This is a genomic window from Streptomyces sp. NPDC006339 (assembly GCF_040612775.1).
Classification (GTDB): Bacteria; Actinomycetota; Actinomycetes; order Streptomycetales; family Streptomycetaceae; genus Streptomyces.
The window spans coordinates 107120-132847 of sequence record NZ_JBEXQW010000023.1 but is presented as its reverse complement, the minus strand read 5'-3'; the positions used below and the strand labels follow the sequence as shown (position 1 = coordinate 132847).

22 protein-coding genes and 1 pseudogene are annotated in these 25728 nt (G+C 70.4%); 10 read left to right on the top strand and 13 right to left on the bottom strand.

Annotated elements, in window-relative coordinates; all coding sequences use genetic code 11:
* On the top strand, positions 1-101 hold a 101-nt coding region (locus ABZ135_RS20295), incomplete at its 5' end, for a fasciclin domain-containing protein (RefSeq protein ID WP_356697601.1).
* A 252-nt stretch (positions 102-353) separates the two neighbouring features.
* A complete protein-coding gene (locus ABZ135_RS20290; protein ID WP_356697593.1) occupies positions 354-749 on the top strand; it encodes a hypothetical protein in 396 nt (131 codons plus the stop codon).
* Here ABZ135_RS20290 and ABZ135_RS20285 read toward each other — a convergent pair.
* The 7 genes from ABZ135_RS20285 to ABZ135_RS20255 form a co-directional block, all read right to left on the bottom strand.
* Positions 718-1155 (bottom strand): hypothetical protein, encoded by a 438-nt coding sequence (locus ABZ135_RS20285; protein ID WP_356697592.1) that lies wholly within the window; start codon positions 1153-1155, stop codon positions 718-720. The genes ABZ135_RS20290 and ABZ135_RS20285 overlap by 32 nt on opposite strands.
* 39 nt (positions 1156-1194) lie before the next feature.
* Entirely contained in the window at positions 1195-1596 is a 402-nt protein-coding gene (locus ABZ135_RS20280; RefSeq protein WP_356697591.1) for a cupredoxin domain-containing protein, read from the bottom strand.
* A 126-nt stretch (positions 1597-1722) separates the two neighbouring features.
* On the bottom strand, positions 1723-2547 hold the full coding sequence (locus ABZ135_RS20275) for a ferritin-like domain-containing protein (protein WP_356697590.1): 825 nt from the start codon (positions 2545-2547) through the stop codon (positions 1723-1725).
* Positions 2544-3329: a ferritin-like domain-containing protein gene (locus ABZ135_RS20270; protein ID WP_356697589.1), complete on the bottom strand. Its 786-nt coding sequence runs from the start codon at positions 3327-3329 to the stop codon at positions 2544-2546. Before ABZ135_RS20270 ends, ABZ135_RS20275 begins: the two co-directional genes overlap by 4 nt.
* A 122-nt stretch (positions 3330-3451) precedes the next feature.
* Positions 3452-5122, bottom strand: coding sequence for a sulfite exporter TauE/SafE family protein (locus ABZ135_RS20265; RefSeq protein ID WP_356697588.1), 1671 nt, complete (start codon positions 5120-5122; stop codon positions 3452-3454).
* Positions 5119-6210, bottom strand: coding sequence for a tetratricopeptide repeat protein (locus ABZ135_RS20260; RefSeq protein WP_356697587.1), 1092 nt, complete (start codon positions 6208-6210; stop codon positions 5119-5121). The genes ABZ135_RS20265 and ABZ135_RS20260 overlap by 4 nt, the downstream gene beginning before the upstream one ends.
* Positions 6211-6545: 335 nt before the next feature.
* On the bottom strand, positions 6546-8114 hold the full coding sequence (locus ABZ135_RS20255; protein ID WP_356697586.1) for a DUF4331 domain-containing protein: 1569 nt from the start codon (positions 8112-8114) through the stop codon (positions 6546-6548).
* 454 nt (positions 8115-8568) lie between these two features.
* Between ABZ135_RS20255 and ABZ135_RS20250 the strand changes: the two genes are divergently transcribed.
* Together ABZ135_RS20250 and ABZ135_RS20245 are read left to right on the top strand one after the other, a co-directional pair.
* On the top strand, positions 8569-8718 hold the full coding sequence (locus ABZ135_RS20250; protein ID WP_356697585.1) for a hypothetical protein: 150 nt from the start codon (positions 8569-8571) through the stop codon (positions 8716-8718).
* Positions 8719-9021: 303 nt separating this feature from the next.
* Entirely contained in the window at positions 9022-9879 is an 858-nt protein-coding gene (locus ABZ135_RS20245) for a DUF4394 domain-containing protein (RefSeq protein ID WP_356697584.1), read from the top strand.
* 138 nt (positions 9880-10017) lie between these two features.
* Here ABZ135_RS20245 and ABZ135_RS20240 read toward each other — a convergent pair whose 3' ends face one another.
* The 3 genes and pseudogenes from ABZ135_RS20240 to ABZ135_RS20230 all read right to left on the bottom strand — a co-directional run.
* Entirely contained in the window at positions 10018-10776 is a 759-nt protein-coding gene (locus tag ABZ135_RS20240) for an anti-sigma factor (protein WP_356697583.1), read from the bottom strand.
* Complete coding sequence (gene sigK / locus ABZ135_RS20235; protein ID WP_356697582.1) at positions 10773-11357, bottom strand: ECF RNA polymerase sigma factor SigK; 585 nt, start codon at positions 11355-11357, stop codon at positions 10773-10775. The genes ABZ135_RS20240 and sigK overlap by 4 nt, the downstream gene beginning before the upstream one ends.
* A gap of 124 nt (positions 11358-11481) precedes the next feature.
* Positions 11482-12150: pseudogene (locus ABZ135_RS20230) on the bottom strand (hypothetical protein); the annotation flags it as partial.
* A gap of 1372 nt (positions 12151-13522) precedes the next feature.
* Between ABZ135_RS20230 and ABZ135_RS20225 the strand changes: the two are divergent.
* On the top strand, positions 13523-14929 hold the full coding sequence (locus tag ABZ135_RS20225; RefSeq protein WP_356697600.1) for an RICIN domain-containing protein: 1407 nt from the start codon (positions 13523-13525) through the stop codon (positions 14927-14929).
* Positions 14930-15020: 91 nt separating this feature from the next.
* Here ABZ135_RS20225 and ABZ135_RS20220 read toward each other — a convergent pair whose 3' ends face one another.
* Together ABZ135_RS20220 and ABZ135_RS20215 are read right to left on the bottom strand one after the other, a co-directional pair.
* Positions 15021-15518, bottom strand: coding sequence for a hypothetical protein (locus ABZ135_RS20220; protein ID WP_356697581.1), 498 nt, complete (start codon positions 15516-15518; stop codon positions 15021-15023).
* Between the two features lie 40 nt (positions 15519-15558).
* The gene (locus ABZ135_RS20215) at positions 15559-16653 is read right to left on the bottom strand and encodes a hypothetical protein (RefSeq protein ID WP_356697580.1); all 1095 of its coding nucleotides are present in this window, start codon (positions 16651-16653) and stop codon (positions 15559-15561) included.
* Positions 16654-17004: 351 nt separating this feature from the next.
* Here ABZ135_RS20215 and ABZ135_RS20210 point away from each other — a divergent pair, with 351 nt between their 5' ends.
* Both ABZ135_RS20210 and ABZ135_RS20205 read left to right on the top strand, forming a co-directional pair.
* Positions 17005-17724, top strand: coding sequence for a hypothetical protein (locus tag ABZ135_RS20210; RefSeq protein WP_356697579.1), 720 nt, complete (start codon positions 17005-17007; stop codon positions 17722-17724).
* A gap of 67 nt (positions 17725-17791) precedes the next feature.
* Positions 17792-19645, top strand: a complete 1854-nt coding sequence (locus tag ABZ135_RS20205; RefSeq protein WP_356697578.1) for an FG-GAP-like repeat-containing protein — start codon at positions 17792-17794, stop codon at positions 19643-19645.
* 46 nt (positions 19646-19691) lie between these two features.
* Here ABZ135_RS20205 and ABZ135_RS20200 read toward each other — a convergent pair whose 3' ends face one another.
* Complete coding sequence (locus ABZ135_RS20200) at positions 19692-20957, bottom strand: aspartate aminotransferase family protein (RefSeq protein WP_356697577.1); 1266 nt, start codon at positions 20955-20957, stop codon at positions 19692-19694.
* A gap of 317 nt (positions 20958-21274) precedes the next feature.
* Here ABZ135_RS20200 and ABZ135_RS20195 point away from each other — a divergent pair, with 317 nt between their 5' ends.
* From ABZ135_RS20195 to ABZ135_RS20185, 3 genes are read left to right on the top strand one after another with little or no spacing between them, the layout of a single operon-like run.
* Entirely contained in the window at positions 21275-23050 is a 1776-nt protein-coding gene (locus tag ABZ135_RS20195) for an IucA/IucC family protein (RefSeq protein WP_356697576.1), read from the top strand.
* On the top strand, positions 22942-23607 hold the full coding sequence (locus ABZ135_RS20190; RefSeq protein WP_356697599.1) for a GNAT family N-acetyltransferase: 666 nt from the start codon (positions 22942-22944) through the stop codon (positions 23605-23607). The genes ABZ135_RS20195 and ABZ135_RS20190 overlap by 109 nt, the downstream gene beginning before the upstream one ends.
* Positions 23604-24959, top strand: coding sequence for a SidA/IucD/PvdA family monooxygenase (locus ABZ135_RS20185; RefSeq protein WP_356697575.1), 1356 nt, complete (start codon positions 23604-23606; stop codon positions 24957-24959). The genes ABZ135_RS20190 and ABZ135_RS20185 overlap by 4 nt, the downstream gene beginning before the upstream one ends.
* Positions 24960-25728: the final 769 nt, after the last annotated feature.

Here is a 25728-nt window from a genome sequence, read left to right as displayed (position 1 = left end):
AGGACTACACCGTCAACGACACCTCCAAGGTCGTCTGCGGCAACGTCAAGACCGCCAACGCCCACGTGTACATCGTCGACACCGTCCTCATGCCCAAGTAACGGCGGGCGCCGTTCGGCGCCCTTCCGGGCCCGTAGCAGCCGGTGGTCCGGCATCCTCACCCCCGAAGGGTGCCTGACCGCCGGCCTTCGTTTCTCAGGGGGCCTGCCCCCGCGCGTCACGGACTCACGGTCTCCGGGGGGCATGCCAATGACGTGACAGAGGAGCCCGTCAACAGCATACTTACCGTCCAGTAAAGTCTGCGGTCACGTTTCGCGACTGCTCCTGCCCGCCTCCCTGGCCGAAGGACCCCCATGACCCCCGCACGTTCCGCGCTCCTGCTCGCCGGGCTGATGGCCTCGGCAGGCGTTGCTCATTTCGTCGCGCCCAAGCAGTTCGACTCCATCGTTCCGCGCTCCCTGCCGGGCAGCCCCCGCGCCTGGACCGCGGCCAGCGGTGTGGCCGAACTGGCCTTGGCCGCCGGTCTGGCGCTACCGGCGACCCGCAGGGCGAGTGCCCGGGCCACCGCCCTGTTCTTCGCCGGGGTGTTCCCGGCGAACGTCAAGATGGCCTACGACTGGCGTACCCGCTCGACGAAGGCGAGAGCCGTCGCCTACGGGAGGCTCCCCCTCCAGATCCCGCTGATCCTCTGGGCCCGTCATACCGGCCGGGACGAAGTCAGGCGTGATGCCGTCGGCGTCGACGGGTGAGCAGGAGCAGCGAGGTGGCGACGAGGGCGACCACCTGCGCCGCGACGACGATGTTCTTGTCGGTGAACCAGGCCGGTTCGTACATGTTGGGCAGAGGGCCGAGTTCGCCGACGTCGACGTAGCGGTAGAGCAGGAGCGCGGCGAGTCCGCCCGCTGCGACGGTCCAGGCGAAGGCGTCTGCCAGGGCGCGGCGCCAGACGAGGACCAGCAGCGCCGCCAGCGCGGCGACGGCGGCCTCGATTCTGAAGAGGGTGCCCTGGCTGATGGTGGCGCTGACGGCGTCGTAGCGTTCGGCGAGGTGGGCGTGGAGGTAGGCGTCGACGGCGAGGCCGGCCGCGGCCAGGACGCGGGCGACCGCGCAAAGCTTCCGGTGTGCGGTGTCCGGCCGAGTCGGATCGTGGGGCATGAGGTTGCTCCGGCGTGAGGGGCCGCGTGGCCGTGCGGGTCAGCGGACGGTGAGGGTGCCCCTCATGGACGGGTGGATGTCACAGAGGTAGCGGTACGTGCCCGCGGTGGGCGGCGCGGTGAAGGTGGCGGTCCTGCCGCCTTCGATGGTGCTGGTGTCGAAGGAGTCGGCGGCTTCGGCTGTCACGGTGTGGGGGCTGGAGTCCTCGTTCACCACGGAGACCTTGGTTCCCGGTGCGACGGTGAGGTTCGCCGGTTCGAAGCGGAAGTTCTTGATGACGATGCGGGCTTCTTGGACAGCCGTGGCTGAGGTCGGCGATGGCGACGGGGAAGCGGGCGCGGACCCTCCGGAGTCGGTGCAGCCGACGAGTGGGGTGAGGGTGCACAGCAGGGCGATCGTCAGAACCGTGTGCCGTCTGCGGAGGCGGGGACGAGCGAGCAAGGGATTCTCCGGGATGTGTGCGCGAAGCCGGGGGCCAGGCGGGGCGGCCGGCCCCCGCCGGTCGGGTGATCAGGCACCGGTCCGAGGGGGTACCGGGTGGCCTGGGGAGCTCAGGCGGTGAGGAGCTCAGACGGTGAGGAGGTCGGGGCTGGCGGCCTTGTCGGTGCGGACGAAGTCGTCGGGCACCGGGTACTGGCCGAGGACGAAGTGCAGGATCGCGGAGTGCATCGCTTCGACGGGGGCGATGGTGGCGGCGGTGTTGACACCGTCCATGTTCGTCACGTTGAACGTGGCGAAGACGTACGTCTGGGTGGCCTGGTCCTCCAACTGGAGTGCCAGCTTCGCGACACCGGGGACGTCCTTGACCTGGCCCAGGGCCTTGACGACGTCGTCATGGTTGGACAGCGGAGTCCCGGTGATCTTCGGTCTGCCGGCCGCCGCCAGAATCGCGTTCCACGCTTCGGCGTGGTCCCGGTGCTGGCTCATGGCGGTCTCGGCGAAGGTGGCGACGGCCGGGGGTACGGTGCCGAGCTTGCCCGCCTTGGCCGCGGCGAGAGCGGCCTGGTAGGCACCCACGGCCTGGTTCTCCAGGGCGGCGGCCAGGGCGACGACCTTCAGATCGCCGGTGTAACGCCCGGCGCCCGGCGACGCCGACGGGCTGGGGGCCGCGGCCTTGATGTCGGTGTCACCACCGCCGCACGCGGCCAGGGCCAGCATGGCCGCGGACGCGCCGGCGCCGATCAGGAAGCCCCGGCGCCCCAGGAAGGAAGGCTGCTCCGGCTCGGGCTCCGTGCCGGTCCGCTTGAGGTCGAACAGTCCCTCCACCATGTCACGTGCCGAGGCGTGCATGACGGGCAGGGTCGCCTCGTGGGCATCACGCATCTCTGAGGTGAGGCGGGAGAGTTCACCCTCGCTGATGGGCAGCTCCCAGCCGCCCTCGCGGTTGCTCATTTCACGGCCCCTTCGTTGACCGGGGAGGCGTTTTTGGTCGGGTAGAAGGCGTCGGGGAACCCGACCTTTCCGGAGGCCGCCGGAAGCTTGGCGACGTCGGTGGGGATGGCGATCAGTTCGGGCATGTCGGCGGCCAGCAGTGCCTGCACGGCCAGCAGCGTGGCCCGGTGCTGGGCTTCGACCGGGGCCACGGAGGCGAAGAGCTGCCGCAGGTTGCGGTCCTGGACCTGTCCGATGTTCTTGGTGTAGGTCTGCGCCGCGACGTCTTCGAGGGTGATGGCCAGCTCCACGACGTCCGCCGGGGTTTTGATCGTCGGAAGCTTCTCCTCGACGATGGCCGCGTACTTGGGGTCGGGGCCGTTCTGGGCTTTCCCGCCGGCCTTGGTGGCCGCCGCGTTGAACGCCTTGGCGTACGCGGTGTGCTGCTCGGTCGTCTTGGTGATGAACGCGACGACGGTCTTGTTGCCGTTCTTGATGAACGGCAGACCGGCCGCGGTCCGGTAGACGTCCACCGCCAGGTTCTCCAGCGACGCGGCTGTCTGGAGCGCCATGATGTCGTTGCTGGTCGCGGCCATCGCGCGCCCGGCCCCCAGCAGCGTGGCGGCGCCCGCCGCGCCGAGCACCGTGGTGCGGCGCTGCCACCAGTAGCGGCGAGCGGGCTGCGCGGCCTCGGTGAAGTCCGTCAGCGCCGCTCGCGTGACGCGCAGCGCATCGCTGTTGAGGTCTTGTGACTGCTCGGTCAGCTCCCTCAGGAGTCTGGTGTCGATGTGTTCCGTGCCCATCAGGTCCTGCCCTTCTCTTCCGTGCCGGCCGGCACGGGCGTTGCTCTGTTACTTCGGTACGCGGGACTCGGCGGCCGAGCGGAATCGCGCGAACGGCCCATACCGGTCGGGTCGCCGCTGGGTCACCCCGGGCCCATGGCGGCGCGCGCGGTGAGCCCGAGGCCCACGACGAGGACGAGTGCCGAGGTGCCGACCGGCGCGTAGCGGGACATGCGCCGTACCCGCTGCCAGCGGTCGGCCGCGGCGGCTTTCAGCCCGGCTTCGACGCGGTCGCGCAGCCGTACGAGCAGAAGCCCGGCGAGAGTGAGAGTGGCGGCCATCCCGAGGCCGTAGGCGAGGACGAGCAGGACGCCGAAAGCGGTACGGCCCAGTGCGACGGCGCCGAGGAGGACGATGAGAGCGGACGGACTCGGTACCAGTCCGCCGGCGATCCCCATCCCGATGAGACCGCTCCGAGTGGTACGCGCGGCCGCCGGCTTGTGGGGGTGGGGATGAGGGTGAGGGTGAGGGTGGTCGTGGTCCTGCTTCGTCAGCAGGGCGACGGAGCTGCCCTGGTCGTTCTCGGTGTGGGGGTGGCGGCGGTCGGGGATGACCGGTGCGGGGTCGTGCTCGGCATGGTGGTGCCCGTGCCCGGGGTGACCATGGTCCGGGCCGTGGTGATGGTGGTGACCGTGAGCATGGCCGTGATGGTGATGCCCATGGCCGTGCCCGTGCCCGTGCCCGTGGTGATGGCCGGTGTCCTCGTGGGAGAGGGCTGAGCGCAGCAGCCACAGTCCGATGGCGGTGACCAGGAGGCCACTGGTGATACCGAGCCAGGTCAGGACGGTCTCGCCGGCCAGGTGGGTGGCCAGGGGGAGTGCCAGACCGAGGACGAGGACCCCGCCGGTGTGGGTGAGGGTGACGGTCGCGCCGACGGTGACCGCGTCCTTCGGCGTGCCACGGCGCCCGGCGAGGTAGGCGGCCATGAGGGTCTTCCCGTGGCCGGGCAGAGCCGCGTGGGACGCCCCCAGCACGATGGCCAGGGCAAGAGCCAGCAGCCCGACCGGCACGGTCAGCTCCCGTGAACCGACGAGGGACTCGAAGGCCGAGGAGACCTTGCTCATGACCGTGCCGACAGGGCCGGAGTCGTCGGACGCACTCCGCGTCGAGGAGCCCGGCCCGCTGTGGCCGGGTGCGGTGTGGAGCGACGCCGTTCGCTGGTCCGAGGGGGTGGCCAGCGGATCCTCGGGATAACGGCGCAGTTCATCGGTCGACGACCTGGCCGGCACGTCCGCCTCGAGGAGTTTCACGCCGTCGCCGCGGACGGTGATCTCCTGCCAGCCGATACGCCGGGTGTCGTAGGACGTGCGGAGCTCGACGTGCGCCGGGGAGCGCAGGTCGGCGGTGGCGGTGAGGGTGCACTCGAGCCTGCTGGTCTTCAGCCCGGCCTCGCCTGGATGGTGGGTCAGGGTGGAGGTCGTGACGGGAGCCCAGCGGAGTGGCACGCCGTCGGCCGTCGCGTGCAACCGCGCGGCGAGGGCGGCACAGCTCTTGCCGGCGTACGCCGTCGACTCCTGCGGCGAGACCCTGCCGTCGTGGTCGCGGTCGATGGCCGGGAGCTCCTGCATGGCGGCGATCTCGGCCCGGTCGACGACCAGGAGGGCGTCGACGCGGTCCGGGTGCAGCACGAGCCCGGTGTGGTGGTTGACGGTGAAGTTTCCCAGCGGGTGCGCCTGTGCGGCGGGGGCCGAGGCGCCGGCGATGAGAAGGGCCGCTGCCGCGCCGGCGGACGTGCGCAGGAGGGTCGGGATCATGCGGTGTCGTCGATTCTGTTGAGCGCGTTGCGGGCTTCGGGGGCGTGCAGGGGGTGGAAGCGCGCGTCGATGGAGAGCGCCCGCCGGAGGTCGTCCCGGGCTTGTCCGAGGTGGCCGAGTGAGAGGTGGATCATTCCGCGGTGGTAGTGGAAGAGGGCGCTGCGGGTGCCCAGGGAGAGGGCCCGGTCGGCGTGCTCCAGTGCCTCGGTGTCGCGGCCGGCGCGGTGCAGGGCCCAGGCGTAGGCGTCGTGGACGGCGATGAAGGGCCTTCCGGCCAGCGCTGTGCCGGCCATCGTGACGGCCTTGCGGGCATCTCCGTGGTCGGCTTCGAACAGGACGGCGTCGACGTCGGCGGGGCCGCCGCTCGCAGCGCGGATCCGTTCCTGGGCACGCAGGATCGCGTACTGGGCCTCTGCCTGCTCGGGACGCCCGAGCGACTGCTGGAGTTCGCCCAGACCGAGCAGGTAGTGCGGCAAGGGAGCGATCGAGATGGCGGAGGTGTAGTCGCTGACGGCCGGTTCCGCGTTGCCCAGTGCCGTGTGGGCACGGGCGCGGGCTTCCAGGAGGGCGGTGTCGCGCGGGGCCTCCCTGAGTCCGGCGTTCGCCTGCTCGATCGCTGCGCGCGGGTCCCCGTCCTCAAGGGCGAGGAGCGCCAGATGGGCGCGGGCGAAGGACCTCTCGTCCGTGGTCGCCGCCGCTCTGAGCGAGCGCGTCATCAGCTCGCGGGCGCGGCGCTGGTCGCCCCGCAGCTCCCACGTGTAGGAGGCGCGGGCGTATGAGGCACTGTCCGGTCGCAGGTCGACCATGCGCTGCACAGTCCGGTACGACTCCTCGTACCGGCCCGTCTGCGTCAGGGCGTCGGCCAGTACGCCGTGGGCGGTCGGGCTGTACGGGTTGGTCGTCGTGGCCTTCCGGGCCCAGTCGAGCGCTTCCTCGAAGTCGTGACGCCCGGCGGCGAGCGCGCCCATGGCGGTCTCCGCCTGGTCGTTGCCGGACGGCTGGAGCTTCAGAGATCTCCGCAGCGCGTTCTCCGCCCGGTCGTACGTGGCCGGGTCGGCGGTGGCACGGGCCTGCTGGACGTATGCCATCCCCAGGACGGCCCACCCACCGGGGTCCTTCGGGAGCCGGCGTACGCGTTCTTGGAGCGCGGCGACGGTCCCCCGGCCCGCGGTGGCACTTTGCGACGCGTTCCCGGTCGGGCCGGTCGGCGAGGGCCCGGTCGGAGCAAGGCCCACGGCTCCGACGACGAACATGACCGCCCCGAGAGCGAGGGTGACCGCCGTACTGCGCAGGTGTCTGCGCCTGCGAGGCGGTTCGGGGACGCAGGTGATCTGGCCGGGCACTGATCCTCCGGTCGTGCAAGGGCGGGCAACGGGCGCCCCCGGTGGGCACGGCGAGTGCCGTGCCCACCAGGTCACGTACGTCAGGCGGTACGGCGGCGCCGCCAGACGCGGTAGCCGCCCACGCCGAGCAGCAGTGCGCCCATAGCGCCGAAGGCGGATGCCTGGGCCGGCTTCAGCGAGGACTGCTGCACGCCGCTGCCTCCGCCGGAGCGGTTGACGTTCTTGGTGTGCGGGAGTGCCACGTACGGGAACGACCGGCCGAAGGCGACCTCGTTGGCGTTGACGCGGTCGCCCTCCGCGAGCGCCGGGACGAGCTGACCGGTCTGGGCGGCGCCTTCGACGGCCTGCAGGGAGATGTCGATGACGTCGTCGGCCAGGCGCCGGCCGTTGGGGAAGCCGGCCAGGTCACCGGCGAGGACGCCGAGACGGTTGGGCCGGGCGGTCGGCGGTACGGCCATGTTCAGGCGCAGCTCCTCCGCCGGGACGATCTGCCGCAGGTCGGCGTCCTGGTTGAGCCTGTGGGCGTTGAGGTCGGCCTGGATCGGGCCGCACGCCTTGCAGATGCCGGTGAGGTAGATCTCGGCGAGGTCGTTGCGCGGAGTGGCCGGCGCGGGGATGCCGTACACCTGCTGGATGAGCTTGGGCAGGATCGGGTCGTACACCTTGTCCACGACCGGCTGGACGGTGCGGTCCTGGTCGGGCGAGATGGAGTTGAAGGCGTCCTTGAACTGCAGCGGGACGACGACCTCGTTGACCAGCGGGTTGCCGAGCCGGGAGACCTGCCGGAAGCCGTCCTTGGTCTTGGCCTCGGGGTGGCCGCCGGTGACGTGGGCGCCTCGGCGTTCGGTGGTCGACCAGATGCCGATGACCGGGTTACGGGTGGCGTTGCCGCGCAGCGCCAGGTCCTTCTTGGGGATCTGCAGGGCGACGGTGTTGACGTTGTAGCCGGCCAGGGTGTCCTGGCCGCGCTTGCTGAGGTCGCCGCCGTACAGGAGGTCGAAGACCCGCAGGTCGGCGAAGAACGGGTCCTCGGTCTGACCCGCGAACGCCCTGCCGCCGCCCTGCAGACCGAGCACGGCCTGGTTGCGCAGGGCGCCGTAGTTCGGCATGGACGCCTCGCCCGTGCGCGACGGTGCGACGGGCGCGTCGTGCAGCAGGGTACGGGTTTGGCCACGCGCGTCGGTGACGGTGAGGTCGTAGAACTGCCGGAAGTTCAGGTCCGGGTCGTTCAGGGACGTGACCTGTCCGGTGTTGTACAGGAACTGGTTGGCCGCGTCGCGGATCTCGTTGCGGAACTTCCACGTGTAGGTGACGTCCGGCCGGCCGTCACCCGTGTTGTCGATCTTGATGGTGTAGCAGGCGTCGTCGGCGAACGGGTAGAAGTTCGGCCCGCCGTTCGGCTCCTCGAACGGGATCCAGTTCGCGACGAGGGTCACCGTGTCACTGCGGTCGGGGCTGGTGAACGCGTACACGTCGGTGTTGTCCGCGCGCGGGTCACCGGCGATGAGGGGTGCCTCGCGGTGGCTGGAGGCGACGCTGGTGCTCGGGGCGAGGGTGAGCACCGCCAGGCCGGTGGCCAGAGCGCCGGCGCCCAGGACGAGGAGCGACTGGTCGACGACGCGCTTACCGGGCCTCTTGGAACGGGACATTTACGGCTTGTCCTTTCGGCTGCGAACCCATCCGGCCCGACCGGATACGCGGCGGGAAGCGGGGGTTCAGCACGTGTGGGGGTGGTGACCGAGCGAGGGCGGCCGGTCTCGCGCAGGGATGCCGGACCGAGCCGCCGCGTGGATCACCACGCGCAGGCTGCGTAAGCCGTAGAAAAGCATGAGCGCAGCGTCACCGAAGCGGTCGGAAAATCACGACACAGCGTGATGCGAGGAGAGGGCTCTGGTAAAAGCGCAGGTGAAGCCGGGTGAGCGCCCGGCGGAGTGGTCCGGAAACATCGTCGACACGAAATGCCGTTACGCCACTCAGGCATGGGTGCACCTTAATGCGAATTATGCGCAATAAGGAGGAGGTGTTGGGGGTGCCTCAACCTGGCCATCCGCGCGGGCGGTGGCGCCGAATGAAGGGTGACAGACGTGAAAGGCGGTGAGTGACATGACCGACGAAGAGTTCCTTCGACTCCTGCAAGAGGCGAGGGCGGAAGCCCGCAGAACCTCACTGCCGCCGCCGGTTGCCGCGCCCGAGGACGAGTCGCTCTACGAGACGCTGGGACGGCACGCCGAATGGGGCGCGGCCGCCCACTGAGCGCGTCGGGTGTGTGCCCTGGGTGCCGACCCGGCTGGTTCCTTCGAGTGAACGTGATCGCCTCCTCCAAGCCGGGGCACCGCCACAGCCGAATCACGTACGCGGACCTCGTCGGGGCCCGCGCGGTGCCCGAGGTGCCGGCGAGTGAGCGTGATGGGGAGCTGCGAGATGTCGCGTGTAGGGATGAATGTCCGAGTTCGTCACACCGCGCACTCAACCGCACAACGGCAGCGCCGCGACGGCCGGCCCGCTCACTTCACCGTGGCCACCGTGGCCTGGTCTGGACCATCTCGGAGACGCATGATGCGCACAGCAGTAATCGCCTACGCACTCGCCGCCTCGGTGCTGACGGCCGTCCCCTCCGCCATCGCGGCCGACGCCCGTGGCGGCGGCTGGGGAGGCGGTGACAAGGGCCTGATGTCCGTGGGCCTCACCGAGGACCAGCGCCTGGTGGGCTTCCGGGTGCACGACCCCTCCGACCTGTGGGACCTGGGCCGCATCAGCGGCCTGCGATCCGACACCAAACTGGTCGGAATCGACTTCCGTGTCCAGAACGGCAAGCTGTACGGCGTCGGTGACCGAGGCGGCGTCTACACCCTCGACAAGAACGCGCAGGCCGTCAAGGTCTCCCAGCTCACCGTCGCACTCTCCGGCAGGTACTTCGGCGTCGACTTCAACCCGGCGGCCAACCGCCTGCGCGTCATCAGCGACACGGGCCAGAACCTGCGTCACAACATCGACGACTCGGCCGCACCGCTCACCACCACCGTCGACGGCACGCTCACCAACCCCACCATGCCGCCGTCGACCGCACTCGGCGTGACCGGGGCCGCCTACACCAACAACGACCTCGACACCGCGACGTCGACCACGCTGTTCGACATCGACACCGCCAACGACCGCGTCTCCCTGCAGTCGCCGGCCAACGCCGGCACCCTCGCCCCCACCGGCGGTCTCGGCGTCGACGCCGGGCCGTCGGCCGGCTTCGACATCTACTACTCCCCCCGCAAGGGCACGAACCACGGGTTCGCAGCCCTCACGTCCGGCGGCAGCCACCGCTTCTACAAGGTGGACGTCCTCAACGGACAGGCCGAGCTCATCGGTTCGTTCCCCGCATCCCGCCGGGTCACCGACATCGCCCTCCCCCTCGACCAGAACTGACCCCGGCCCGCCGGGCAGCCCGAGCCCTGTCGCCCCGGCGGCAGGGCTCCGGGGCGAGGGAATCCCGGTGGGCCCGGGCATCTGCCGCAGGGGGCTCGCACGGTCGGCACGGCATCGCGTCCCGTCGCGTGCCTTCCTCTAGGCAGTGGCGAAGGCGGTGAGGGTGAGCGGAGGGCTGGTGGGCTGGGGAGATCCACCGGCCGGTTCGAGGGTGATGCCCATGCCGGTCGCCTGGCCCACCGGCCCGTCGAGAAGGGTCACCGTGGTGGCCCGGTCGGGTGCGAACAGACCGGCCGGGCGCATGGTGCCCCGGTCGTCGAACCATAGCTGGTACACCTTCCCGGCGGGCGGTTCGGCCAGCCCGGTCGCGGTGAACACCGCCCGGTCGCGGCTCTTGGACACCGCCACGGTGCCGGTGGCTTGCCCCGGCAGGCGTGTCACCGCGAGCTGGACGTCGGGAGCGGACAGAACGGCCGCCACGGCGTCTGCCGCCTGCTGGACGCGCTGGGTGTCCTGCTCCGCGTCGCGAGCGGCGTTCGTCTGCACGACGGCGGTACCACCGAGGATGACCGCCGAGGCGATGCTCGCGGCCAGCGCCCACACCAGGCCCGTACGGCCGGCACCTCGACGCCTCGGCCGCGGCACGGGGTCCACGTGCACCTCGGGCGGCAGTTGGCGTACGAGAGGGAGCTGCCGCATGACGTTGTCGTGCAGGGACGCGGGGACGGGTGCGGACGCCGCGAGCGCGAGCCGCGCTGCCGTCTCGGAGAGCTCTCGTACTTCCCGGGTGCACGAGACGCAGTCGGCCAGGTGCCGTTCGAACGCCTTGCGTTCGGCGTCGCCGAGCGCGTCGAGCGCATAGGCTCCGGAGAGCATGTGCAGGTCGTCCGGGTTCATGCCGTCACCCCCAGGCAGTCGCGCAGCTTCATCAGGCCGTCGCGCAGTCGGGTCTTGATCGTGCCCAGCGGCTGGGCGAGGTGTTCGGCGACTTCTCGGTAGGTCAGCCCCCTGTAGTAGGCGAGCGTCACCGACTGTCGCTGCAATGCGCTCAGCCCTCGCAGACAGGACCTGACGGCGTCACGCTCGAACCGTGCCTCGACCTCCTCGACCACCTCGTCGAACTCGGGCTCGCGATCAAGGAGTGCGGCGCGTTCCTCACGCGACGACGCGGCTTGTTCCGACCGGACACGATCGACCGCCCGCCGGTGAGCCATGGTGAGCACCCACGCGAAGACCGACCCACGGCCTGGATCGTAACGGGGCGCCGTCCGCCACACCTCCACCAGAACCTCCTGAGCGACCTCTTCCGACATGGCCCGGTCGCGCAGGACACGGCTGACGATGCCGAAGACCGGTTCCGACACGGCATGGAAAACCTCGGTGAACGCCTCCTGGTCGCCCTCAGCCACCTTCTTCATCAGCGACGGGAGGTCGGCGTAGAGCTCAGGAAGCCTGTTACCGCGGACGTTGTCTGTCACAGAAGTGATTCTCCAGCATGGTGACGGCCTCGGTGGTGAGCTGCCGCCGAGGCCGTCATGGTGGCGGGACAAGGGTGGCCCCAAGGTTGTGGGTGCCCCTTCTCGCCGAGGGCTAGTTCATGCCCATGGAACCGCCGCTGTGGCCTTCGATGGCGCCGCAGTTGGCGGGGGCGGTGGCCTCCTGGGGCAGCTTGGGGTCGAGCTCGCTCTTGCCCTTGCCGAAGTCGTACATGCCGTTGCCGTTCGGGTCGATTCCGTGCTGAACGACGTGCAGGTACGTGATGTTGTCGGCGACTGCCTGGGAGACGGTGATGGTCCGCGAGTAGGACAGGTTGCCGTCCTTGTCCGCGACCGGCATCCGGTCGACGGCGAGACCGCTGGCCTTGGTCGTGTCGCCCTTGGTGGTCAGGGAGATGTTGATGTCTCCGTAGGCGGGCAGACCCTCGGCCGTGGTGACGATGCCGTCGCGGTTCTTGTCGGCACTGGCGTCAGGGCACGTGAAGTCGTGCCCGGTAGTGGATCCATGGATGTGCTGGGCGTGCGGCTGGCCCGGGACCAGGCCCTGGGCGTCGATCTTCACCGTGAGCTGACGGCCGTCCAGCGTGAGCTGCGCGGTTCCGCGGGCACCTGAGTCGTTCAGCTCCCGCAGGTCGACCTCGTAGCTCTGGCCGTGCTGCGACTTCTGGCCCGCGTCGTTCGTGTCGTGGGCCAGTGCCGGGGCCGCCACGGCGAGCGTGAGGGCAGCGGGGAGGGCCAGGAGAGTGGTGAGCCGGGTTGAGCGCTTGACTGTCATCGCGATGCATCCCCTTCCGGGGAGGTATCACCGGCGTGAAGCCGGATCGCGTTCGGACGTTCGTCCCTTTCACCCTCTATTCGGTGCCATCGCGGAGAAAGATTGCTCGCCGGTGGCCCCCAACGACGCTCGGCGGGGCTCAGCCGTCCCGGCATGGTGGCCGCCCGCACCCTCGCACCCGTCGCCGCAAGTCTGGCGGACCACTGCTCCCCGCGGCTGCGGGGATCAGGGAAGTGCTAGGTCGTGTTCTTCGTAAGTGGCGGGACCATCCCCGCGAGCGGGGGAAGCAACGGTCCGTGCCACGGCTCTAAACCGCCCCGACGGGTGGCGCATCTGGGGGCACCGGCACGGTGCGAGCCGCCGTCCAGCGGGCCTATGCCCAGGACGCGGCGGCCGGTGGGGAGCGACGCCTTCTCGCGTGAGGCCGCCCACTCGTCATCGGCAGCGCGTTCAGCGACGGTGCGAGCTCTCGGAGCGCGGGCAGGCCGCTCGGGCATCCGCGGTCCTCAAGGCGGGCCGTAGCCAACCCCGGCACCCGCCCGGCGAGCTTTGGGCGAACCCCGGTGGACGCCCCGCCCGATGTGCTCGCCAACCGTGATCAATCTCAGCGCCAACGGCTGTACCGAGTTCCCGGAGGCCGCAGTAGGCGCGGGCCCCTTCGACGAAGGTCTCGTCGGCAAGGGCGGCTGCTGTGACTCCGAGCCGCAGCCGCAGTTCGGCGGAGACCTCCCGGGGCGCCCGGCAGATCTCCTCAGCGGTGACGGTCGGCGGTGAGCAGGGTGATGTCCTGGACGTGCAGGTCACGATCGTCACCCGGCCCGGGGAGGAGCGCGGTACCGCAGAGCATCGCGGCGATGGCGTACCTGTGGCCGTGCAGGCCGACCGCGTGCGACGGCCCTGCCAGGCCGTCGCAACGTCCCGCGTCCGGTGACCACGCGGGCGGGCGACTCGCCGCCGTCTTCCCAACTGCCGCTCGTGTGGGTGGTCGTGTCTCGGCCTGCTTCTCCTAGCGGGATCAGGAGTGAGGGCCTTGTGTGAGCAGGAGAAACCATCCTGCTTCCTGGAGTATGTGTCTGAAACTCCCGTTTGCACACACATTCCCCTTTTCTCTGTGCCCAGGGTGACAGCAAGATCGGCTCTCGGTCCGCCTCGGGGCGGATGAGCGGAAGCCGACGTCGGAGAAGGGGTGCGGCATGGAATTGGCCCGGAAGTGTCCGAAGCGGTGGCGGGGAGCGGTCCGCCGGAAGATGGGAGGGCGCCGGTGAGCATTTCCTCCACAGAAGACGGCGGCTTCGCCCCGGTGATCCACACGGTCGCGGGAACGGGAGCCGCGGGGTTCAAAGGGGAGGGCGAGCCCGCCGTTTCGGCGCAGATGAACTGCCCGTACGGGATCGCGATCGACAGCACGGGCACCCTGTACTTCTCCGACTACAAGAACCACCGCGTCAGGAAGATCACCAGCGACGGGAAGGTCAGTACGGTCGCGGGGACCGGAACGCCGGGCCACCGGGGGGACAACGGCGCGGCGGTGTCGGCGCAGTTGAACCATCCGCGCGGGGTGGCGCTGGACAGCGAGGGCAACCTCTACATCGCCGACGACCAGAATCACCGGGTCCGGAAGGTCACGGCCGACGGGATCATCAGCACGGTCGCCGGCACGGGGGTCGCGGGCTTCAGCGGCGATGGCCGTGCGGCGACCTCGGCCCGGCTGAACCAGCCGTACGGGGTGGTGGTGGACAGTGCAGGTGTGCTCTACATCTCCGAGTGGGGCCACGACCGGATCCGGAAAGTCACCACCGACGGGAAGATCAGCACGATCGCCGGCACGGGCGCCGCGAGCTACGGGGGCGACGGTGGCCCCGCGGTCTCGGCCCCTCTCAGGGCCCCGTTCGCGATGGTGGTGGACGGCGCCGGTGCTCTGTACATCGCTGATGCCAGCAACCACCGGGTCCGGAAGATCTCGGCCGACGGGATCATCAGCACGGTCGCCGGCACGGGTGCCGCGGGGTTCGGCGGCGACGGCGGGCAGGCGACCTCGGCCCGGCTGAACCGCCCCCAAGGGCTTGCCCTGGACAGCACCGGCGCCCTGTACATCTCCGACTACAAGAATCACCGGATCCGGAAGATCTCGGTGGACGGCGTTATCTCCACAGTTGCTGGCACGGGCGCCCCGGGATTCGGCGGTGAGGGCGGCCCGGCCGCTTCGGCGCAGTTCAACGAGCCGATGGGGCTCGCCGTGGACTGTGTCGACACCCTCTACATCGCCGACCACGGCAACCACCGGATCCGGAAGGTCACATCGGAGAAGATGGCCGGCATGCCCGACTCGGGCGCGGTGGTCTCCTGGGCGAATGTGCGCAGCAGACTGCGGATCGGGGTTCACCGCGAGTCGCTCAAGGACGGGGCCGAGGTGCACCAGGTGCTCGCCGCGCCCAGGAGCCACCAGCGGTGGCGTCTGATCGCGGCCGGCCAGGTGGACGGCGAGGTGCTGTACCGGATCGAGAACGTGCGCAGCGGCAAGGTCCTGGAGGTCGCCGACGCGCAGGAGGCGGCCGGGGCGGCGGTCGCGCAGCGGGCCTACGAGGGCGGCGACGCGCACCACCAGCACTGGAGGCTGATCCCGGCCGGCCCGGCGCACGACGCCCCAAGGGTGTTCGAGATCGCCAATCACCACAGCGGTCTGCTGCTACGGGTGGACACCAACGCCCGCGTGTCCGTCAAGCAGTACGGAGCGGAGGGCGACCACCGAGGCCGGCAGTGGCAGATGCTTCCCGAATAGCGTGGGCGTGGGGGCAGGGACGGTCTCGTCCCTGCCCCCACACACGTCCCATGCGCCCCACGCGCTCTCCGGCTCTCCGACCCTCCTGGGATCAGGACGGCTTCGGTGCGGTCGCCTTGGGCGCCTTGGGCGCTTCCGGGGCCTTGGGTGCCTCCGGGGTCTTGGGCGGCTTGCTGAAGTCGTTCTTCTTCGGCCTGCTCTCCAGGTCCTCGTCCTTCTGGAGGTCGCCGTGCTCCTTCACCGTCGCGCTCGCCTCCTGCATGCCCGCGGAGGCCGCCTTGCTGACCGATCCGGGATCCTGGGCGAACTGCGCTTGGGCGCCGGCGGACGCCTGGGTGGTCTGGATGAAGGACCCGAGGAAGCCCAGGACGGCCCGGGCTTCGGGTGAGGTCTCCTGCACGATCTTCGCCCGGGAGGAGGCGCCGTGGATCGCGTTGCCGAACAGGCTGGTGCTTGTGTCGTCGTAGGTGTCGTCGTCGGAGTCCTCGAAGTCGACGCCCTCACCTGGCTGGGGCTTCGTGCCGTCGGTGGTCACGGAGAAGAGCCCGGCGCCCTTGCCCGCGGAGTGGAAGATGTTGTCGAACACCATCGTCGTCACCTCTGGTGGTTGTGGCGGCGGTGCCGCGCGGTCAGGGCTGCTTGTAGAGCGTCTGTTGGCTGGCGGACAGGCTCTCGACATTGAGCATGGTGTGGTGGACGTCGAGAGCGGAGACGACCTCGGCCAGTCCCTTCATGCGGAAGCCGCCGGGTGCCAGGTCGATATCGCTGATGTCGCGGGCGACCGTCCGGCTCAGCCCGGGATGGGTGCCGGGCTGCGGGGGAGACAGGACCTTCACCGGCACGTCGTACTCCACCGCGATCAGTCCGGAGAAGCTCACCGGGATCTCGTAGGTGTACTGCTTGCGGGTGCGCCGCTGCGTGACGACGGTCTGGACGCGGGAGTTCGGCGGCACCTTCCCGGAGATCTGCGACTTCGAGGCCCAGCTCGTGGTCAGGGAACCTCCGACGGTGGCCGCGATGCCGAGGGCAAGCGAGGCGTTGAGCGACGCGTTGCCGGTGGCACTGCCGGAGGTCGTGAAGCCCACCGAGTTGGTCATCGTGTTCGACGAGGAGTTCGTCGCGGAACTGCTCGCGGACGTCTCGCTGGTGGTGGCGACGTCCGTGCCCACGCTGTCCTTGCTGTTCTTCTTGGTGACGGTTTCCCCGTTCCGGTTCGCCGTCCCGTTCTGGGACGACGCGGCGAGCTGCGACTGCAGGTCCAGTCGGAGCTGGTTCTGCAACTGCAGTTGCAGCGAAGCGCCGACGCTGCCGCCGAAAGTGAGCTTGGCGTCCCCGTGGAGCGACCAGGTGACCCCGTTGGAGACGGTGAAGTCGACCGAATCGTTGAAGGTCATCTCGGTGTCGCTACGGTTCACATAGGTGCGTGAGGAGAACGTGTCGGGCGGAGGCTGGCCGATGTCGCCCCGCACCTCGATCAGCGGCTCCCCGAGGTTCATGTAGGCGAGCCATCCCATCTGGAACGCGGTCCCCGAGAAGGCGCCGAAGCTCGACTTGTTCACGGAGAACCCGACGGGCTTGTGCTTCACACCGGATGGGTCGACGTAGACCAGGTTGGGGTGGTCCAGGATGGCCTGCCAGGTCTGCTGGATGTTGAGTTCCCGCAGGTTCTTCTTCGTCAGCGGCTGACGCATGGCGTCTACCAGACTGTATGCGGTGGAAGGCATCTACCCGTCCTCGACTAATCTCGGCCGAACCACGCTCGATGAAATGTGAACAGAAAACGGAGCATGTTACGGCGGCCGAAATTATCACGGCTCCTGCACGGCCGGGAGGGTGATTTACCTCGCCGCACTCCATCGAGTGATCGATTTTCGGCGAGGATTTCCGAAACGCCGCAGAAGTAACCTTTCATCGCCCGCGTCACCCGATTGATGACTTTCCGGTGCTTCTGCTCCCCAGTACCGTGACCTCGGTCGTTGCGGCGGGCGAGGAATACGGAAAGCCGCTGGATAAACCGCTTCCTCGACTGTCCGAAGAATTGTTCCCCACGCTGATGAGCAGGTGAGTTTTCCGCGATGTACACGCAAGAGCGCACGACGATGTCCAATCTGGTGGTCGGCGGCCCGGTGGCGGTGAACAGCTACGACAACGCGATCGTGGCGGCGCTGGTCGAGAACCGTCCGGTCATGCTCGTCCACGCCTTCAACGGCGGTTATCTGCGGCCTGCCGAGCTGGGCGAAGAGAGCCACGACAAGGGCGTCCAGCTCGCCACCGCCCTCGACGAGGCCGTCAAGGAGGCCAAGGGCCACCTCTGGCACATCACCCCCGCCGGCTTCTTCGGACAGCGCCCCCTGTACTTCATCGAGAGCGCCGCCGGTCAGGCGACGCCCAAGCCCGCAGACGCGGGCGGAACGGACATCGGACGCGGCGACGACGGCACGCCCAGGCCACAGCGCAGGCGCATGACGGTCCATCAGGACGCCCCTCAGAGCACGGCCGACACCGTCCAGGTCGGCCTGCCCGACAAGGTCGGCGACAAGTGGCGGGGCAAGAACGGCGCCCCCGAGGACACCCAGCTCTGGGTCGTCACGGTCACGCCGTGGGGCGGCATCACCTTCGTACCCATCACCCACCCCGACACGATCCTCGGCTTCAAGGACCACGCGGTGACCGCCAACAGCGAGGTGCGCCTCACCCAGAACTGGGGCGGGGACTTCACCGGGACGGTCATCAACACCTTCTACCCGCGCCTGCCCAGCGAGTGGAACGTCCCGTACCACCACGTCTTCACGTGATCGACGGCCGCCGCCGCACGACACCCGTCCCGAGCCACCGTCCGCACCGCCTGGAAGAGGCACCACGATGCCCGTGCCCACCGAAGAACTGAAACTGGAGATCGTCAACGCCGCCACGGGGAAGACCCTCGACGTCAGGGCCGCGCCGGGGAACGGCGGGGCGCTCGTCGTCCGTGCGCTCCCCGAGAACGGTCCGCCCCCGGGACAATGGCAGATCGTCCCCGTGCCGTCCGCGCAGGACGAACAGGTCTACGTGATCCGCGACGTGGCCGGCGGCACGGTACTCGAACAGCCCGCCACCGCAGGCGGCCGCGTCCGGCAGGCGGACGCCACCGACGGCAGGAAGACCCAGCAGTGGCGGCTCGTCGCCGTCGAGGGCGAAGCCGATCACTATGTGATCGAGAGCGCGGCCGACGACATCGTCCTCGCCCTCGATCTCGATGCCGACCCCGACGCGCCCGCCGAAGACGGCACCACCCCGGTCGTCGCGCGCGCGTACGACGAGGACGCGGAAAGTCAACGGTGGCATCTCGTGCCGGCCCAGCCCGAGCGCGTCAGCGACCCCGTACTGCGCTGGACACGGCTGGCGCACTGGAACGGCCGGCAGTCCTGGCGGCTGGCTCCCTCGGCGGCACTGCGGCCCGCACCCGACACGACACCCTCCTTCAGCGATCCACTGCTGGTCCTCGAGAGCTTCGGAAGCGACCAGGACGCCGGCGGCTGGACGAGCGAAGGGGCCGCGCCCCGCCCCGGCGCACAGCCGGGCTCGTGGGCCGGGCTCGGTGCGCGGTTCCTCGCAGAGACCGCCGGCAAGGCGCCGGCGGACATCGTCGCGCTCAAGCCGGCCAAGGGGGTGGTGACGGCGGCCGCGAGGGGTGACGGCACGTTCGAGGACGAGGAGCGCGTCCTGCATCCGCCCGCGGCCTCGCCGCACCGCGCGGACCTGTGGACCTTCGCGGACACCGCGGGCGACGGCCGGCCCGGCATCGTGGTGCTGGCCACCGACGGTGTCCGGGTGTACTCCCCGGAGGAGGACGGGACGTTCAAGGCCGCGACCGACGAGCCCGCTCTCCGTGCTTTCGGCCACGGTGAGAAGGCCGGCGGCTGGCTGGCCGACAAGCACCCTCGCTTCCTGGCCGACACCGCCGGCAGCGGCCGGCTGGACATCGTCGGTTGCCACGACGACGGCGTCTGGATCTCCCGCCAGGACGAGGACGGAACGTTCACCCCGCTCCCCGACGAGCCCGCTCTCCGTGCTTTCGGCCACGGCGAGAAGGCCGGCGGCTGGCTGGCCGACAAGCACCCCCGCTTCCTGGCCGACACCGCCGGCAGTGGCCGGCTGGACATCGTCGGTTGCCACGACGACGGCGTCTGGATCTCCCGCCAGGACGAAGACGGCGGCTTTGCCGAGCCCTTGTACGTCCTCGACGACTTCGGGACCGACCAGGGGTGGACCTCGGCCGAGGAACACCCCCGGTTCCTGCTGAGGACCACCGGCGACGGGGCGACGGACATCGTCGGCTTCGGCCGCCACGGCGTCGTCGTCGCACGCGGCCGCGGCGACGGCACCTTCGCGCCCTCGAAGCTCGTCCTGAACGACTTCGGCACCGCCCAGGGATGGACGGCCACGAAGCATCTGCGCTTCCTCACCGATGTCACCGGTGACGGCAACCCCGACATCGTCGGCTTCGGCGACGCAGGGGTATGGGTGGCGCACAACCTCGGCGACGGCACGTTCGAACAGGCCCGACTGGTCTGCCGCGGCTTCGGGTACGACGATGCCGCCGGCGCCTGGCGGGTCGGACACCACCCCCGCTTCCTCGCCGACATCACCGGCGACGGACGCCTCGACATCGTCGGCTTCGGAGGACCGGGCGTGTACGTGGCCCGCAGCCTCTACCGCCGCTTCCGGACTCGCTGACCGGGGAGTGCGGGCGGGGCCTCCGCTTTTCGTGGGGTGGGCGGGGTCATGGCCGGATCGCCAGGTCCCCGGTGTCGGCCACGGTCGCGACGGCCTCGTCGAGCACCGCCAGGCCCCGCTCCATCTGTCCGTCCGTCACGGTGAGCGGCGGCAGCAGTTTGACCACCTCGTCCTGCAGCCCCGCCGTTTCCAGGAGCAGCCCGGCGCGGTACGCGGCGTCGCAGACCTCACGGGCCGCACCCGGGCGGTCGAGGACAAGGCCCCAGGCCAGACCCCGTCCTCGCGGGGCGGAGAGACCGTGACGGCGGGCCGTCTCGGTGAGGGAGCGGTGCACGCGGTCGGCCAGGGCCGCGGTCCTGGCCTGGAGGGCGCCGTCGGACCAGAAGACCTCCAGCGCCCGGGTGGCGGTGACGAAGGCCGGGTTGTAGCCCCGAAACGTGCCGTTGTGCTCACCCGGACACCACACGTCGTGCTCGGGGCGGATCAGGGTGAGGGCCATGGGCATCCCGTAGCCGCTGATCGACTTGGACAGGCAGACGATGTCGGGCACGATTCCGGACGTTTCGAAGGAGAAGAACGGGCCGGTGCGTCCGCAGCCCATCTGGATGTCGTCGGCCACCAGCAGAGTGCCGTGTTCCCGGGCCCAGGAGGCGAGCGTCCTCAGCCAGGCCGGACGGGCCGGGTTGACCCCGCCTTCACCCTGCACGCTCTCCACCACCACGGCGGCGAGCCGTCCGTCGGTGACCGCCGTCTCCAATGCCTGGACCAGTCGGGTGACGGCCCTCTGGTCGTCGTCGGCGGGGTCGTCGAAGGGGAGCGGCACGGTGTGGGGAAGCGGTACACCCGCCCCGGCGCGCTTGGCCGGGTTGGCGGTGACGGCGAGGGCGCCGAGCGTCATGCCGTGAAAGCCGCGCTCGAAATAGCCGACGGTGTGCCGCCCGGTCACTTTGCGGGCGAGCTTGAGCGCCGCCTCGATGGCGTTGGTGCCGCCGGGCCCGGGGAACTGGACGCGGTAGTCCAGAGCCCGCGGGGTGAGCACCAGGTCGCGCAGGCGCTCCAGAAAGGTGCCCTTGGCGGTGGTGTGCATGTCGAGCCCGTGGGTGATGCCGTCGCCGGTCAGGTACTCCAGCAGGGCCGCCTTCAGCTCGGGTGGGTTGTGGCCGTAGTTGAGGGCGCCCGCACCCGCGAAGAAGTCGAGATAGGTACGGCCGTTCGCGTCACGCAGTTCCGCACCCTGGGCGGTGGTGAAGACGGTGGGCCAGGCCCGGCTGTAGCTGCGGACCTCGGATTCCATGGTGGCGAAGACGCTCATGTTCGTCCCTGTCTGGCGTGCTTGCGGGGGCTGGCTGAGCTCGGTGGATACCCGGTCAAGCCTGCACACGGCGGTGGCCTTCGTGCCCGTCGACACCGGACCGACGTGCACCGGACCGCCGTACAGCGGCCCGACGTTGCCGGAGGCCGACGATCCGGCGGTCTCCGGCACCGAGAGCCGTCCGCGTCTTCTCCAGCCACCCCTGCGGGTGAGGTGCTCGGGCGTCAGGAGTAACAGATCTTGTGGCACGTGGTCGGACACAGATAGCCATGGGCCGGTCAGGTCCGTCCGGCCGCCCGAAGGAGCAGTCAGCAGCGATGAGCACCGTCCTCACCGGAACCCCGCCCGGCACGCCCCAGCAGCCCAGCACCGATCCGTTACTCCACCCGGATCCCACCGTCGCCGCCGAGCACGCCGCCGCCGAGACCCTGCTGCGCTGCTGGGTACGCGAGACCGGCGCCACGCCTGACCCCGACGGAGTCCTGCGCGTGCCGGTGCTGGAGGGAGCCGCCTGGATCGTGGCTCCCGTGTCGTACTGGTCACCGTGCGGCTGGCACCGCTTCGGCACGGTCACCCTCGACACCGGCGGCGCGGCCGAGTCGGTCCCGCCCGGCCGCCTCGACGCGGTCACCCTCGCGGCCCTCATCGGCGCGACCACCGAGGGCGGCGAGGGCGGTCACCTCGCCGCCCTGGTCGCCCAGGTCGCCGACTCGGTCGTCCGCACGGCCGACATCCTGGCGTACCGCCGCACCGCGGCCGACCCCGGGCACCTGCCCTTCCTCCGCGCCGAGCAGGCCCTGCTGCTCGGGCACCCCCAGCACCCCGCGCCCAAGGGCCGCGACGGCCTCGCACCCGCGCAGAGCGCCGCCTACTCCCCGGAGACCCACGGCGCCTTCCGCCTGCACTGGTGGGCCGTCGACCGAGAGCTCCTCGCCGCCGACTCCGCCGAGCCGCTCGCCGCCGAGCAGCTCACCGCACGCCTGCTCGGCGACCCGACCGTCCTGCCACCGGGCACCGCCGCACTGCCGCTGCACCCCTGGCAGGCCGGCGAGCTCGCCCTGCGCCCGGCCGTCGCGGCGCTGCTGGAGCAAGGCCTGCTGCACGACCTCGGCCCGCACGGGGAGCCTTGGCACCCCACCTCCTCGGTCCGCACCGTGCTCCGCCCCGGCACCCCGTGGATGCTCAAACTCTCGCTCGGTCTGCGCATCACCAACTCCCGCCGGGAGAACCTCCGCAAGGAGCTGCACCGCGGCCTGGAGGTGCACCGGCTGCTCGAGGCGGGCCTCGCCGCCGAGTGGCGGGCCGCGCACCCCGGCTTCGACATCGTCCGCGACACGGCGTGGATCGGCCTGGACGCGCCCGGACTGACCGATCCCACCGGCCTGGACACGGTGCTGCGCCGCCAGCCGTTCGGTCCTGAAAACCGAGTGCACTGCGTCGCCGGACTGGTCGCCGAGCAGCCGCTGGGCGACACGCTCGACTCCGCCCTGGCCGGGGTGCTGCGCGGCCTCGCCGCCCATACCGCCCAGCCGCTGCCAGCCGTGGCCGCCGATTGGTTCCGGCGCTACCTCGACGCGGTCGTGCTGCCCATCCTCTGGCTGGACGGCCAGGGTGGCATCGCCCTGGAGGCGCACCAGCAGAACACCCTGATCCTGCTGGACGACGACGGCTGGCCCGTCGGCGGCCGCTACCGCGACAACCAGGGCTACTACTTCCGCCAGTCCAAAGCCGGCGACCTGTCGGCCCGCCTGCCCGGCATCGGTGCCGCCAGCGACACCTTCGTCCCGGACCAGGTCGCCGACGAGCGGTTCTGCTACTACCTCGGCATCAACCACCTGCTCGGCCTGATCGGCGCGTTCGGCTCCCAGCGCCTCGCGGACGAGGACCGGTTGCTCGGTCTCCTGCGCCGGTTCCTCGCCGGCCCCGCCGCTGCCGCGACCGGCTCCCGCCTGCCCGCCCACCTGCTTGACGCGCCGACCCTGCGCTGCAAGGCCAACCTGCTCACCCGCCTCAAGGGCCTCGACGAGCTGGTGGGCCCGGTGTCGACACAGTCGGTGTACGTGACCCTGCCCAACCCGGTTGCCGCGCCGTGACCAGCCACGCGCTTCCCTGCGCCCTCACCACCACGGCCGGCGAGTTCCGGCTCCGCCCCGTCCGGCCCACCGACCTTCCCCTGGTCACCGACTGGATGAACGACCCGGCGGTCGCGGCGTACTGGGCGCTCGACGGGCCGGCCGAGCGCACCGAGCGACACGTCACCGCCCAGATGTCCGGCGACGGCCGCAGCACCCCGTGCGTGGGCCTGCTCGACGGCACGCCGATGAGCTACTGGGAGGTGTACCGCGCCGACCTCGACCCGTTCGCCCGCCACTACCCCTCCCGCCCCCACGACACTGGGATCCATCTGCTGCTCGGGCCGCCCGAGGCACGCGGCAGGGGGCTCGGCAGCATCCTGCTCACCGCCCTCTCCGACCACCTGCTTCGCTCCGCACCCCGGCTGGTCGGCGAGCCGGACGTCCGCAACACCCCGTCCATCCGGGCGTTCCGCAAGGCCGGCTTCCGCCGCGCGGCCGAAATCGACCTCCCCGACAAGAGAGCCGCCCTGATGACCCGCGAACCTCCGTCTGCCAGGAGGACCGTGACCTCATGAACCAGCCACCGACCGCACCGTACGACCTGCTCGGCGTCGGCATCGGCCCGTTCAACCTCTCGCTCGCCGCGCTGTGCGACCAGGTACCGGACCTGACCACGCTGTTCTGCGAGGCCCGCCCCGAGTTCCGCTGGCACCCCGGCCTGCTGATCGACGGAGCCAGGATGCAGGTCCCGTTCCTGGCCGACCTCGTCTCCCTCGTCGATCCGACCAACCCCTGGTCGTTCCTCAACTACCTGCGGCACCAGGAACGGCTCTTCCCCTTCTACTTCACCGAGCGGTTCCACCTGCCGCGCCGCGAGTACGAGCACTACTGCCGCTGGGCGGCCGAACGCCTGCCCAACTGCCGCTTCGGTACGCCGATCAGCTCGGTGCACTGGAACACCACCGACGAGCTGTTCCACGTCACCGCGGACGGGAAGGAGCTCACCGCACGCAACGTCGTCCTCGGAGTCGGCACCGAACCGCACCGGCCCTCCGCGTTCGACGCCCTGGCCGACCACCCCCGGGTCTGGCACTGCGCCCAGTACCTGGATCGTCGCTCCACACTGTCCGACGTCCAGGACATCACCATCCTCGGCTCCGGCCAGTCCGGCGCCGAGGTCTTCCTCGACCTGCTGCGCACCCGCGCCGGTGACGGCACGCGGCTGCGCTGGCTCACCCGGACCCGTGCCTTCGCGCCGATGGAGTACTCCAAGCTGGGCCTGGAACACTTCACCCCCGACTACACCCGCTACTTCCACCACCTCCCGGCCGCCGTACGCGACCGCCTGGTCGGCGAGCAGTGGCAGTTGTACAAGGCGGCCAGCGCCGAGACCCTCGCCGAGATCCACGACCACCTCTACCAGACCACGGTCGGGCAGCCGATCGACGTCGAGCCGGTCGAGATCGTCCCTGGCATGGCGGTGACAGAAGCCACCGCCGACCCGACCGGCACCCTTGAACTGCGCTGCCGGCACACCGACTCCGGCACCGACAGGGTGATCCGTACCGGCGCGGTCGTCCTCGCCACCGGTTACCGCGCGGTCCGACCCGCCGTACTCGATCCGATCACCCACCTGATCGACTGGGACGAGCAGGGCCGCTACCGAGTGGACCTGCACCACCGGGTCGCCACCCGGCCCGCCCTCACCGGCGGCCTGTACGTGCAGAACGCCGAACTGCACACGCACGGCGTCGGCACGCCCGACCTCGGCCTCGGAGCCCACCGGGCCGCCGTCATCCTCAACGCGGTCGCCGGCCGCACTGTCCATCCGCTGCCCGCCCGCACCGCCTGGACCAGCTTCACACCGCCCGCCCCCGCCCTCCCACAACGACAGGAGAGCAACGACGTGCCCCGCATCGTGTGTTGATTCCGCGCGATCGGCGCGGCCCGAGAGACGACGGCCACTGCCGCTCACGCGGCCGCCCACGGCGCCGGACGAGGTCCAGCCGGTGAGACCGGTGCATGACACAACGCGGACGTCCGGCGGGCCGCCTCGACTTGGTGCAGTCCGCGCCGCGCGTCTCCTGCGTTCCATCCCAGCTCACCGACGGCGGTTGATGACGACCACGACGCAGCCCGCCCCGTTCCGGTAGCCCGCGCCGGCCCGGTCGTCCCACCTCTTCCGCCTGGCGGCACCCTTCAGGCCTGGGGAGCAGCGGGCAGTTTGGTCTCACCCGCACTTCGCCGCCCGGGTCGGCCTGCACCAGGTAGCCGGCCTGGGCAAGGATTCCCAGCAGCGACTGCCGCAGCGCGGCGCGGATGCCCTCGTACTCGGTGTCCTGACGCCCGGCGGGGGCCAACTCGCTGCCCGGTACCCAGCCCACCACCACGCACTCGGCCTCCGTGCGTACGCGCAGCCCGTCCCGTCGGCCGCGTCCACCGACGGCAGGTCGAATCCGGCACGTGGGAGCGTCCCGCACACCTCGTTGAACAGCGTCCGCGGGACAGCCTCATGGTCATGGCCTCAGCCTGACCACAAGACGACCACCTGATCGACAATGATGTGCAGGACTTAACTGATCGTTTCAGAATGTGGTTCTGAGGCGTCTCAAGCAGAGAGTGGTGCAGGCGAGTTGGAGGGTGCGAGGTGGAGGTCGGCGCGTATCTCATAGCAGATGCGCAGCGATTGAACTGGT

Coding starts and splice junctions, on each gene's coding strand:
- ABZ135_RS20245 (WP_356697584.1), top strand. CDS start 9,022: ATGCGCACAGCAGTAATCGCCTACGCACTCGCCGCCTCGGTGCTGACG.
- ABZ135_RS20275 (WP_356697590.1), bottom strand. CDS start 2,547: ATGAGCAACCGCGAGGGCGGCTGGGAGCTGCCCATCAGCGAGGGTGAA.
- ABZ135_RS20200 (WP_356697577.1), bottom strand. CDS start 20,957: ATGAGCGTCTTCGCCACCATGGAATCCGAGGTCCGCAGCTACAGCCGG.
- ABZ135_RS20290 (WP_356697593.1), top strand. CDS start 354: ATGACCCCCGCACGTTCCGCGCTCCTGCTCGCCGGGCTGATGGCCTCG.
- ABZ135_RS20185 (WP_356697575.1), top strand. CDS start 23,604: ATGAACCAGCCACCGACCGCACCGTACGACCTGCTCGGCGTCGGCATC.
- ABZ135_RS20210 (WP_356697579.1), top strand. CDS start 17,005: ATGTACACGCAAGAGCGCACGACGATGTCCAATCTGGTGGTCGGCGGC.
- ABZ135_RS20255 (WP_356697586.1), bottom strand. CDS start 8,114: ATGTCCCGTTCCAAGAGGCCCGGTAAGCGCGTCGTCGACCAGTCGCTC.
- ABZ135_RS20220 (WP_356697581.1), bottom strand. CDS start 15,518: ATGGTGTTCGACAACATCTTCCACTCCGCGGGCAAGGGCGCCGGGCTC.
- ABZ135_RS20215 (WP_356697580.1), bottom strand. CDS start 16,653: ATGCCTTCCACCGCATACAGTCTGGTAGACGCCATGCGTCAGCCGCTG.
- ABZ135_RS20260 (WP_356697587.1), bottom strand. CDS start 6,210: ATGGCATACGTCCAGCAGGCCCGTGCCACCGCCGACCCGGCCACGTAC.
- ABZ135_RS20270 (WP_356697589.1), bottom strand. CDS start 3,329: ATGGGCACGGAACACATCGACACCAGACTCCTGAGGGAGCTGACCGAG.
- ABZ135_RS20225 (WP_356697600.1), top strand. CDS start 13,523: ATGAACTGCCCGTACGGGATCGCGATCGACAGCACGGGCACCCTGTAC.
- ABZ135_RS20240 (WP_356697583.1), bottom strand. CDS start 10,776: ATGAACCCGGACGACCTGCACATGCTCTCCGGAGCCTATGCGCTCGAC.
- ABZ135_RS20265 (WP_356697588.1), bottom strand. CDS start 5,122: ATGATCCCGACCCTCCTGCGCACGTCCGCCGGCGCGGCAGCGGCCCTT.
- ABZ135_RS20285 (WP_356697592.1), bottom strand. CDS start 1,155: ATGCCCCACGATCCGACTCGGCCGGACACCGCACACCGGAAGCTTTGC.
- ABZ135_RS20250 (WP_356697585.1), top strand. CDS start 8,569: ATGACCGACGAAGAGTTCCTTCGACTCCTGCAAGAGGCGAGGGCGGAA.
- ABZ135_RS20195 (WP_356697576.1), top strand. CDS start 21,275: ATGAGCACCGTCCTCACCGGAACCCCGCCCGGCACGCCCCAGCAGCCC.
- ABZ135_RS20205 (WP_356697578.1), top strand. CDS start 17,792: ATGCCCGTGCCCACCGAAGAACTGAAACTGGAGATCGTCAACGCCGCC.